4 protein-coding genes and 1 pseudogene are annotated in these 12,680 nt (G+C 34.1%); 2 read left to right on the plus strand and 3 right to left on the minus strand.

From position 1 onward, the window contains the following. Positions 1–4: 4 nt before the first annotated feature. Both A6J74_RS03070 and A6J74_RS03075 read left to right on the plus strand, forming a co-directional pair. Complete coding sequence (locus A6J74_RS03070) at positions 5–7,015, plus strand: non-ribosomal peptide synthetase (protein ID WP_000547623.1); 7,011 nt, start codon at positions 5–7, stop codon at positions 7,013–7,015. Between the two features lie 55 nt (positions 7,016–7,070). Continuing rightward, positions 7,071–8,525: a pyridoxal phosphate-dependent decarboxylase family protein gene (locus A6J74_RS03075; protein ID WP_000164821.1), complete on the plus strand. Its 1,455-nt coding sequence runs from the start codon at positions 7,071–7,073 to the stop codon at positions 8,523–8,525. An 88-nt stretch (positions 8,526–8,613) separates the two neighbouring features. Here the strand turns inward: A6J74_RS03075 and A6J74_RS03080 are convergent, their stop codons facing one another. The 3 genes and pseudogenes from A6J74_RS03080 to A6J74_RS03095 form a co-directional block, all read right to left on the minus strand. Further along, positions 8,614–9,570: an alpha/beta hydrolase gene (locus A6J74_RS03080; RefSeq protein WP_000857948.1), complete on the minus strand. Its 957-nt coding sequence runs from the start codon at positions 9,568–9,570 to the stop codon at positions 8,614–8,616. Between the two features lie 911 nt (positions 9,571–10,481). Further along, positions 10,482–11,442, minus strand: a pseudogene (locus A6J74_RS03090) (alpha/beta hydrolase). A 405-nt stretch (positions 11,443–11,847) separates the two neighbouring features. Further along, complete coding sequence (locus tag A6J74_RS03095; RefSeq protein WP_000140903.1) at positions 11,848–12,309, minus strand: GNAT family N-acetyltransferase; 462 nt, start codon at positions 12,307–12,309, stop codon at positions 11,848–11,850. Positions 12,310–12,680 lie beyond the last annotated feature (371 nt).

A 12,680-nucleotide genomic window follows, 5' to 3' on the forward strand; every position in this document is an offset into this window, starting at 1 on the left:
AAAAATGCACATTAAAGATCGAAGTTCGATTCATGAAAATAAAGGGGTAGAGGCGTTTTGGAAGGAGCAGTTATCTTCCGAGGTTCTCGATTTTTCTGTATTTAATAGCGGTTACCAACTAAATAAAGAAAATCCTTGCGAGCACGTTCAAGTCATAATGAATGTAGAGTTTAGTAAAAGTATACAAAAAGTAAGTAAGTCTCAAGATTTATTATTATTTAGTTGGTTACAGGCCACGTTAAGGATTTGTTTGGCACACTATACAGATCAAGAAAAAATTACTATTGGTATTCCTGTAATTGAAAAAAATCTTGAACAAAGCGAGAATCTTAATAAATTGATTCCTTTAGGAAGTGAAATCCATCCTCATCACAGCTTTAAAGAAGTAGTAAATCAGATTGAACAAGCGACTTTATTCGGGTATGACAATCAGAGTTATCCACTTTCTGAATTATTAGCGAAACACCATTTAACTCCTTTTCAAATTGTTATTGGGATGGAAGGATTACATAATAAAAATTCGATAGAAGAATACGCAGAGAATAATTTAGCCATATGGATACGAAGAAAATGGAATGAAATACATAATGAATTTGAATTTCAAATTTCTTTCAAGTCTCATTCATTCTCTTCTTTGCAACAGTTTGCAAATTCATATCTTTATGTTTTAAAGCAAGTGTCAACAAATTCGAATTTGGCTGTGAAAGATATTTGTATCATTTCAGAAGAAGAGAAAGAGTTGCTAAAAGAATTGAATCAAGGTCAGGCGGACATAGAATTGTCTCAATCATTTCAAGATTTGTTTGAGAAGCAAGTATCAAAAACCCCAGATCAAATTGCTGTTGTTTGTAATGATCAATCTTTGACATATAGAGAATTGAATAAGAAAGCAAATCAATTGGCTTCTATTCTTCAAAGTAAAGATGTTTCGACAGAAAGTATTATTGGGGTTATGGTGGATCGGTCATTAGAAATGATCATTGGTATGGTGGGGATATTGAAAGCCGGAGCAGCATACTTACCAATCGATCCTAATTATCCAAATGAACGAATTGAATATATGTTACAAGATAGTCAAGCAAAATGTTTACTGAGCAAGCGAACAGAAGTAGAATTGCCACAATTTGCGGGTGAAGTGCTGTATCTTGATGAGGGGCATTTCTTCCAAGGTGAAGAAAGTAATTTAGTTCGAGAAAGTCATCCTAATGATTTGGCTTATGTTATTTACACATCAGGATCGACAGGAAATCCAAAAGGAGTAATGGTGGAACAGAAATCTCTTGTCCATTTTTTAAGTGTAATGAGAGAAAAAGTAAAAGATAATCATTCATTCTTGTTTCTTGCTAGTGTATCTTTTGATATTTCCCTGTTAGAAATATGTCTTCCTTTAACTCAAGGTTCGAAAGTAGTTATTGCTACAGAGGACCAGTTTGCAACAAAAGAATTGGCTCATTTGGTCAAAGAGCATAATGTGGATCTATGGGAGTCAACGCCATCGCGAATGGAAGTTATTTTGAGTGATCCAGAAGGGGCAAATTTTCTAAAAGATTTAAAATCTATTTTGTTAGCAGGAGAAGCATTTTCCATTGATTTGGTTGAAAAGATTCGATGTATTAGTGAAGCAACGATTTTAAATATTTATGGTCCTACAGAAACAACTATTTGTGCAACAGTAAAGGATTTAAGCACTGCCAAAGAAGTTACGATTGGAAATCCCAATCCGAATTATCATTCCTATATATTGAATAAGTATGGTCAATTAAAACCATTTGGAATTCCGGGTGAACTCTGCATTGCTGGCGTGGCGGTAGCACGAGGGTATCTTGGTAAACCTAAACTGACAGATGAAAAGTTTGTACAGAGTCCATTTATGGTAGGAGAAATGATGTATCATACGGGTGATCTTGTTCGTTGGTTGCCTAATGGGGAGCTTGAATATCTAGGTCGAATGGATCATCAAGTGAAAATTCGGGGGTATCGGATTGAATTAAGAGAAATCGAAAGTCAGTTAAGGGAGTATCCAGAAATAAACCAAGCTATTGTTGTTGATCAAGTATATGGAAATAGGAAATTATTAGCTGCTTACTATGTATCGGATAATAAGGTCCCTTTTGGTGAAATCAGAAAATATTTAAGTGATAAATTACCTGAGTTCATGATTCCTGAAAAAATGATTCAGGTGGAAGAGATCCCGTTGAATCCAAATGGGAAAGTAGATAGGAAAAGGTTATTGGATATAACACAAACTGATTATGTATCAATTCCATACGTTGCCCCGCGCAATGAAATTGAACAAAAATTGGTGCATGCATGGGAAAAAGTTATGGAGATTGAGGGAATTGGTATTCATGATAATTTTTTCGCACTAAAAGGAGAATCGATTAAAGCATTACAGGTAATAAATTTATTAAGAAAAGACTGTTTGAAAATAAGTACAACAGATTTTTTTAAGCACCCTACGATTGCTCAACTTAGTTCTTGTATAGAGGTAGAGCATAAAGAGGAAAGGTTTGAAAATAGACCAACTCATGTTAAAAATTTGTCTAAGCCATTTCCCTTAACAGAAGTTCAGACAGCGTATATGTTAGGAAGGAATTCACAGTTTGAATTAAGTGGTATTTCACCTCAAACATATTTTGAATATGAAACAGAATTGGATATCAATCGTCTTTCAAAAAGTCTTCAAAAGGTAATTCATCGTCATCCAATGTTGCGAGCTGTAATTTTATCAGAGGGAAAACAGCAAATATTAGAAAGTGTTCCTGATTACGAGATTGAAATAGTGAGCCTCATAGATTTAGATGATGGGAAACAAAATGCTCGCTTGCGAGAAGAACGTTCTCGAATGACTAACCATGTATTCCCTTTGGGGCAATGGCCTTTGTTTGAATTAAAAGCCTTTCTTGTAAAAGAAGACACGTATTTATTATGTTTTCGATACGATGCTTTATTAATGGATGGAGCTAGTATGAACATTGTTGGACAGGATTTGTTTCATTATTATTATAAACCAGAGCAAAGATTAGGACCTCTATCTTTTGATTTTCAAGATTACATGTTTATTTATAATGAAATGGAACAAAGCACAGAATATAAAACAGCAAAAGATTATTGGACAAGTAAGCTTCCTGATTTTCCATTTGCGCCTTCCTTGCTGTTAAAAAAGGACCCGATAGAGATTGCTATTCCTAAATTCCAATCACTTACTAAAATCCTAGACAATGAAAAATGGACAAAGCTACGAAAGTTAGCACAAGAGAAAGAAGTAACTCCTTCTGCTCTGCTTTGTACAATATATGGTGATGTGTTGGCATATTGGAGTAATCAACATCGATTGGCAATTAATTTGACTGTATTTAACCGTTATCCTGTTCATGAAGAAGTAGAGAAAATTGTGGGAGATTTCACTTCACTCATCTTGTTGGATATTGATGTAAAACCAGAGCAATCTTTCTTTACTAGAGTAAAAGAAACGCAATCTACTTTATTAGATGGCCTTGAACATCGCCATTACGATGGAGTTAATTTCATTCGAGATTTTACTCGATATCATCAAATGACGCCAAAAGCAGTTATGCCAATTGTTTTCACCTCGATGCTAGCAGGTGCGGGTGCTTTTGCTTGGGAACAGCTTGGTTCACTTCGCCATATTCATGCTCGGACTCCACAAGTGTATTTGGATAATGTGGTAATTGAAAAAAATGGAGAGTTATTAATTAGCTGGAACTATGTTGAAGAATTGTTTGATGTTGATGTGATAGAAGCAATGTTCGCCCAATTTGTTGACTTATTGGAACAATTGGTGAAACAAAGCGACGTAACATCTTTGCAGATGAAAGAATCGGATCAAACTTTAACTGAGCAATACAATGAGACAACAGAAAAAATACCTTCAACTACTCTGTATCAATTATTTACAGACCAAGTAAAACGCACACCGGATGAAGTAGCAGTGGTTTTTGAACAAGATTGGTTAACATACTCGGAGCTTCATAAGCGTTCCAATCAAGTTGCGCACTTTTTAAAAGAACAAGGAATTGGTCTAGGTGACAAAGTTGGTCTTTTAGCACAAAGACGAGTTGAGACAATTGTTAATATGATAGGTATTCTAAAAGCGGGTGCCGCGTATGTACCGATTGATCCTGACCATCCTTTAGATCGTCAAACATATATTTTAGAAAATAGCACATGCAAACTTTTATTAGAAGCTAGTCTTTATGAAGAAAGGCATTTGTCATTATATACAACAGAAGATATGCCTGCCATTGCTGGTCCGGAAGATCTTGCCTATATTATCTACACTTCAGGAAGTACTGGAAAACCGAAAGGAGTAATTATTACTCATCAAGCGGTTTCAAATACAATTCAAGATATTAATCAAAAATATCAGGTAAATGAAGATGATCGTACTATTGGTATTTCTTCCATGTGTTTTGATCTATCTGTATACGATATTTTCGGAACTTTGAGCACAGGTGCAATGTTGGTAATGATTCGTGATCCAAGAGACATGCAAGAATTAATCCGTACTGTCGAACGTAGAGGAATTACAATTTGGAATACAGTGCCTGCAATCATGGATTTGGCATTGGAGCAAGTAGGTTCTCATTTTGAACATTCTTCCTTGCGTTTAGTTTTACATAGTGGAGATTGGATTCCACTTTCTTTACCAGAAAAAATAAAACGACATTTTCCAATTGCAGAAGTAATTTCACTAGGAGGAGCAACAGAAGCATCGATTTGGTCAATTTATTATCCGGTCAATCAGGTGGCATCACATTGGAATAGTATTCCATACGGGATGCCTTTGGCAAACCAAACGTATTATGTGTTGAACTATGAAAAGAAAATGTGCCCTGTTGGTGTAATTGGGGATTTATATATCGGGGGAGTGGGCCTTGCTAAAGGATATTTAAATGATGAACAGAAAACAAATGAAGCATTTGTATCACATCCTGATTTTGGTCTTATATACAAGACAGGAGACTGTGGAAAAATGCATCCTGAGGGATATATTGAATTTTTAGGCCGACAAGATTATCAAGTCAAAATTCAAGGATATCGAGTAGAGTTAGAAGAAATCGCCCATTGTCTTCTCACTTACAAACAAGTCGAACATGCAGTAGTGATTGATCAGACAGATGAGTATGGAATAAAATTTTTAGTCGCATATGTGGTAACTGAGCAAAATATTAGCACAACAGAACTACGAAAGCATTTGCGAGATCACTTGCCAGATTACATGATTCCTTCTTATTTTGTTTATTTGGAACAATTGCCCTTGACTCCAAACGGGAAATTAGATAGAAAAGCACTCCCTACTCCGGCGAAACAAAAAAGTGAAGTATTTATTGCTCCAAAAACTGAAATGGAAAAAATATTAACTAGTGTTTGGCAAGAAGTACTCAAAGTAGATCGGATTGGAGTAAATGATCATTTCTTTGCCTTAGGTGGAGATTCGATAAAAGCTATTCAAGTTTCCGTCAGACTGTATAGACAAGGATTTGAGCTAGAACCAAAAAATTTATTTTCATTTCCTATATTAGGAGACATGGTTCAATTTGTTAAAAAGCTAGAATATCTTCCAAATTCGCAAACAAGTGATGTAAACAAAATGAACGATAATAAAGTTACATCACTAAATGTTAAAGATAAACAGCTTAATCAACATACACTCATCAAAATACAAGAAAAAATGCCCGAAATAAAAATAGAACGTATTTACCCATTGGCACCTTTCCAGGAAGTTATTTATGAGCATGCTGCGACTGAACCTGATACAAATGCATATTTCGAACAAACAATTTGGGCACTTGAGGGGGAGCTGGATATTAATCTCTTTATTCAGTGTTTCCAACAATTAGTTGCTCGTCATGATTCTCTAAGAACCATAATTGTGCAAGATGAACAAGCACAACCTTGGCAAGCTGTTCTACAAGATGTTCAAATGATTTCAGAGATAAAAAACTTGATTGAGATGACGAAACAAGAACAGCAAGAATTCCTAGACCAGTGGATGAATGAAAATTTAAGTCAAGGATTCAAAAATGATGAACTCATGACCCGTCTCTGTATATTCCAACTAGGTAATAACGAGCATAAGGTGGTTTGGAGTTCCCATCATCTATTATGTGATGGTTGGAGCGTCAGCATTTTGATAGACGAATTATTCCAGCTCTATGAAACAATAAATGCGGGAACTACGGCAGAGTTACCTATGGTGAAACCTTTTGAGACATTCATAGATTGGACTGTAACACGTGATCATGAAAAAGCACGTCATTTTTGGCGGGATTATTTATCAGGATACAATCGGAAAATTAGCATTCCTAAAAAGAAAGTACCAACTCAAAGTGAAGGGTTAAATTTCATATTTAAGGATTTAACATTAGATAAGGATTTGACTAATCAGTTACAGACATTTGTAACTAAAAACAATATAACTATGAATTCAGCATTACTGGCTGTATGGGGAATATTGCTTGGCAAATACAACGGAGTGAGAGAAGTAGTATTACCTAATCTAGTATCAGTCAGACCTCCCGAAGTAGAAGGGATTGAAAATATGTTCGGTCTGTTCACAAATGTTTTGCCTATCCGACTAGCATGGACAGAAACGCAATCTTTTGTGGACTTCCTGCAAAAAGTACAACTAGAAACATTGAAATGTAATGAGTATGCATACTATTCATTTGTTGATATACAAAAACAAAGTGAATTAAAAAATCAGTTGACTGACCATCTTTGGGTTTTTGAAAACTATCCGACTAACCCAGCTATCTTTTCTTCAAATGAACACAGAAATTTTGCCATCACAGATTATGAAGTTGTTGATGAGCCGCATGTAAAGTTTGGAATTATGTGCTTCCCTGAAGAGAAACTTACAATAAAGTTTGGATATGATCAAACCGTATATGAAGCGGAAAAAATACAGGAAATATTGAATCACATCCATCAGTTAATCAACACAATTCTTCAAAATCCAATACAGGCAATCGGTGATTACAAATTATAAAAAATAAAAAGGCGAGCAAGAACTCGCCTTTTTAAATAGAATAGGAGTAAACTAAATGACAAAAAACTTGCAGTTATCAGCCGAAGAGATGCGTCAGTTAGGATATCAAGCTGTGGACTTGATTGTTGATCATATGAATCATTTAAAAAGTAAACCAGTTTCGGAAACAATTGATAGTAATATTTTTAGAGACAATCTAATTGAAACAATTCCAGAAAACGGATCCAACCCAAAAGAGTTACTTCATTTTCTTAATAACAATGTGTTTAATCAAATTACTCATGTGGACCATCCTCATTTTATGGCTTTTGTGCCAGGTCCGAATAATTATGTTGGTGTAGTAGCAGATTTTTTAGCAAGTGGGTTTAATGTATTCCCTACAGCTTGGATAGTAGGTGCAGGTGCGGAACAAATTGAATTAACGACAATCAACTGGTTAAAATCAATGCTAGGATTCCCTGATTCAGCTGAAGGGCTATTTGTCAGTGGCGGTTCCATGGCTAATTTGACTGCACTTACTGTAGCGAGACAGGTCAAGTTGAATAATGACATAGAAAATGCGGTTGTGTATTTTTCTAACCAAACTCATTTTTCTGTAGATCGAGCACTTAAAGTATTAGGTTTTAAAAATTCTCAAATTTGCCGAATTGAAACAGATGAAGATTTAAAAATTTCAGTTAGTACTTTAAGAAAGCAAATAAAAGAAGATCGATTAAAAGGAAAAAAACCATTTTGTGTTATTGCTAATGCAGGGACAACGAATTGCGGAGCAGTTGATGCTCTTAATGAATTGGCTGATCTCTGTAGTGATGAAGATGTATGGCTGCATGCGGATGGGGCTTATGGAGCTGCAGCAATTCTTAGCGAAAAAGGAAGGGAGTTGTTAAGTGGAATTCATCGTGCCGATTCTTTGACGTTAGACCCGCACAAATGGCTTTTTCAGCCTTATGATGTTGGTTGTGTACTTATTCGAAATAGCCAATATTTAAGTGAAACATTCCGTATGATCCCAGAGTATATTAAGGATACAGAAACTAATATAGAAGAAAAAGTGAATTTTGGGGAGCGTGGAATTGAACTTTCTCGTAGATTTAGGGCATTAAAGGTATGGCTTTCTTTTAAAGTATTTGGAGTCACAGCTTTTCGCGAGGCAATTGATCATGGCATTATGTTGGCTGAACAAGTTGAAGAGTTTTTAAGGAAAGAAAAAGATTGGGAAGTGGTAACACCTGCACAGTTAGGAATTGTTACTTTTCGTTATATTCCATGTGAGCTAACATCTACAGATACAATTCATGAAATAAACAAAAAACTGGTGGAAGAAATTAATCAAAGAGGATTTGCTATGCTAAGTACGACTAAATTAAAAGGAAAAGTAGTAATTCGACTTTGCTCTATCAACCCAAGGACAACAAAAGAAGAAATAATTCAAATCATGATGAACATAAAAGCATTGGCAGAGGAAATAAACACATCGCCTAAACATCTTATATCCGTTTCTCAACCTTGATATATTAGGTGAATTTTACACATTAATAGCCGATTCTAAATGAGAATCGGCTATTATACTATTTACGAGTGTTTTTCTTGTATAGGGATTAAGCCTCAACCTTAGAGACTCTTTTGAAACCGGTCTTTACTGCTTGTACCATTTCGTTTACAGCGTAAATAGATACATCGGCATTTTGATTTAACCCTTCAAACCAGTGATAGGCATTTGGATATAAATGAAACTCGACATCAACACCAGCTTGCGCTAGTTTGCTTACATAGGTTAATGTTTCACTGCGGAATGGATCTAATTGGCCAACAAATGTGTAAGTATATGGTAAGTCACTATAATCCTCCGCTCGGGAAGGCGCTGCATAGGCAGGGATTTTATCCGTTCCATACATTTCTCCTAAATACATTTTCCACCCAGCTTCATTTGCTTTTTGGTTCCAAACAAATCCCTCTTTAATTTCATTCGCTGAAGGTGTATTATTTCGGTCATCAATCATTGGATATAGTGGCATTTGTAAACAAATTGAAGGATATTTTCGATCTCGCGCTAATAATGATAATGCTGCTGTTAGTCCACCGCCAGCACTTACTCCTGCAACCCCAATTCGATTCGAATCAATGTTTAATGACTTTGCATTATCAGCGATCCATTTTAAAGCTGAATAACAATCCTCAATTGGTGCTGGGTAAGGGTGTTCAGGTGCTAAGCGGTAGTCTACAGATACGACCACACAGCCAGCTTCTTTTGCAAATCTCATACAAGTATCATCGTTATCATCTATAGAACCTAAGATATAACCACCACCATGTATCCATAATAAGACAGGTAAAAATTCATTATTTGATTTTGGACGATAAATTCTTAATGGTAACGGATTATCATCAGGTCCAATAATGATTTCATCAGTTAACGAAAGGGATTCATCAACAACGGTAGGTGGTCTCATTTGAGCTATTCCTTCTCTGATTGATTGCAAGTTTTCCGGGCGTAAATCGAGATCTGGAAACATCTCTAACCCTTGTAATAACTCTGGATTTACTCTTGTTTTCATTTTAGCACCTCTATTTGTAATTGTTTTCGAATAAATGAAGTGTATTCTAAGTAGTTTAATTGTGAAAAAACATCACAATTAAATTGTAAATTGAATATGTCTTAGCAGTCAACAGAATATTCGGAAATTAGAACCTTTCTCAAGAAGGAGTTTCATGCAACCAGTAATACAAGTGATTAATTTAGGAGTAAAGTGTTTTCATGTCGTTGTAGTTATTTACAAGTAGTTTTCTAATTGAACCAAGAGGTGATCCGTTTTATTTTAATGGCATATTGCAACGGATACATGTTCGAATTCATATTCGGAAAGGATTAATACATTTGTATTCCTTAATATATAATTTAAGAAAATACTCATGGGCAGGCATTAATATAGGAGAACAGTACAAATTAAAATAACTGTTTAAAAAAATTCCTTTTATTTGGTTAGAAAAGGAGTAAATTCTTTTTTCCTTATATAGAATCATGAAGAAGTATGAAAATCAGAATTTATAATTCAAAAGCCAGCTTGAAGTAATTGCAATAATTACTTTGGATAGGAATCTTAAAAAAATAAAAAAAGAGAAGAACTCACCAATGTTCTTCTCTTTTTTTATGTGTAATTAGGGTTTCCATAATTGTAGATATGGATGGTGTAAATGAATGGATGAATAACTTACTCTTAAAATTATAACAGAACAAATAAAGCATTTTATATGTAATATTGCATAAACAAGCTAAACAACAATAATATCTGGTGAATAAGTAGCGCTTTTCCATATGGCGAGTTTATTTCATAGTTTCTTCTTAAATTCTATATCATTTTCCAATCATGCAAGGTTAAGGGAGGTGACAATAGAAAGATTTAAAAATGAGCTCAGTATAAAATAAAACATTATAAGTATAAAATCCTGTACTTAGTAATCTCTTGTATTAAAGCATGACATTGGGAAAGTGTGGGGAGTTCAATCGATTCTGAATAAAATTGATAGTATCAGTTGCAATTTTTTTACGTTTAAGAACAATCCCAGCATGCCCACATGTAGTCCGTATCCTCACGGTGCACATATAGATCGTGCTTGCCTGAAATTAATAAAATATTTTCTTTTTTCACTTTTGGTAATGCTTGACTCGGTTCAGTGATTTTCCAATAATCTATTAAATCATTATACGTTACACCATGATGTTCCAAATCTTTTCTAATGAATTTACCTGGATTTGTCTTCCAAATTGAATATGAAAGTCGATTCGCGTAGAAAATGGATGCCAATACATCAATGTCTGATTCAACAAGAGCTGTTAGGTTTGTAATAACCCCACCTAAACTGATTCCTATTAAAATCAAGGGACCATTTTTATTTGCTTTAATCCATTTAATCAAAGTTCGTAAATCAGCTACCGCTTGTCTAGTGGCTTGTACAGTTCGTTCAATATTAGCACTTACCATGTACTCTCCACTGAATAGGGATTGGTTGGGTTTTCTTTCAAAATGATAGGGTAGAGTAAAATAATACATATTCCACTTCAAGTTAGTCATATGGTCGTGAAATATTTTTTTTACACGTTCGTTAGAATCCATTCTCCAACCGTGAACGAAGATGACATGAGGTGCATCTTCGTTTTCATGTAAAAATAATTCCCCAGTTACAGAATCGTTGCGTGAATCACCAGATTGAACCGAGCTTTTATATTTGAACTGTCCAACCATGTATTCCTTTTCTTGCTTTGCATGCTTAATGTTAAAATGAATATTAGATGGTTGTACTTTATAAAAAAATTTTATATCCTTTATATCTAGTGCGGTGTTAGAAAGAGAAGTATATTGAAACTCTCCACTTCTTTTTTTGTGCAAATCATACAAGGCGTATCGATCAATGAGTTTTGAAAAAATCAAATTAACTTCCTCCAAAATACATATTGTTTAAAACATGGACAAAATTTATGTTTTATTTATACTGTAAATTAAATTTAAAATATTTTTTCGTCTAATAGTACGTGCTTGAATTATAAAGCCAGGTGATAAATTTGTATATTATATTATAAAACTAATAATAAAATAAAACCATAAATAATTTATACTACAATTTAAAAGACAAGTTAATATTCTCATTTATATGAGAGAACATTAACTTGCTTATTTTCGTATCAAAAGATACACCGTTTGAAGTAATGTAATTTAAATGATGAACAATGTATCAATTAATATATTTTATTCAGTGATAGTTACTATAGTTTTCGAAGCCGGTAGTCAATGAACCTTACAATATGCATCTTTTGGGTATATAAATAACAATATTCATTAAAGAAAAAGTTTTAATCCTTCATGAGAATCTTTAAATCCTAATTTCTTATAAAATTGCAACGCTTCCTGTCGTTCTTTATCTGTTGTTAACTGTACTAAATGACATCCCCGCAATGTAGCCCGTTGAATAGCCCATTTAATAAGTTTAGTTCCTATACCTTTACCACGTTTTGATGAGACTGTCCGTACCCCCTCAATAGTAGCTCTCCAACCCCCTTGACGTGCAATGTAAGGCGTAAATGTAATTTGTTGAAGACCAACAATCTCCGTCCCATCACACGCTACAATCAACTCATTATTTGGATCACAATCAATAGCATGAAATGCTCTTATATAACTATCAGGGAGTGGTGTTTCATAGCGCTCTCTTTTATTGCCTAAAACATCATCAGCAAGCATTTTTACAATATCATCTAAATCATCTGCCGTAGCAATCCTAAATGTTATAGTTTCTGTCACTATTAAAAAACCTCCTTAATGTATGCACTTGTTACTTTTATTTTACTTGTTTAAATACAATAGGTTAAATTATAAAATATTATGAGTCTCTATAACTTTTTCTTATAGATAACATAAAAGCCTAACTTATAAAATGATATATTAGGCTTTTTAACACAATATTATTATTAAAAAATCCGACCAACTTCAATAAAACGCCATATTCATTAATGGATTTTCATATTTAACAAACCACATATAACCATTCAAATAGGGTGCTTTTAATTAGCTCTATAGAAATTACATAATAAGCATAGATTTGTAAGCTCTCATTCAATGAATCTTAATATATATGGACTAGCTCCTTACCAATATTCTTCACCAAAGTCATT

The organism is Bacillus sp. FDAARGOS_235, from assembly GCF_002073415.2.
Taxonomy (GTDB): Bacteria; Bacillota; Bacilli; order Bacillales; family Bacillaceae_G; genus Bacillus_A; species Bacillus_A toyonensis.

Coding starts and splice junctions, on each gene's coding strand:
- A6J74_RS03070 (WP_000547623.1), top strand. CDS start 5: ATGCACATTAAAGATCGAAGTTCGATTCATGAAAATAAAGGGGTAGAG.
- A6J74_RS03075 (WP_000164821.1), top strand. CDS start 7,071: ATGACAAAAAACTTGCAGTTATCAGCCGAAGAGATGCGTCAGTTAGGA.
- A6J74_RS03080 (WP_000857948.1), bottom strand. CDS start 9,570: ATGAAAACAAGAGTAAATCCAGAGTTATTACAAGGGTTAGAGATGTTT.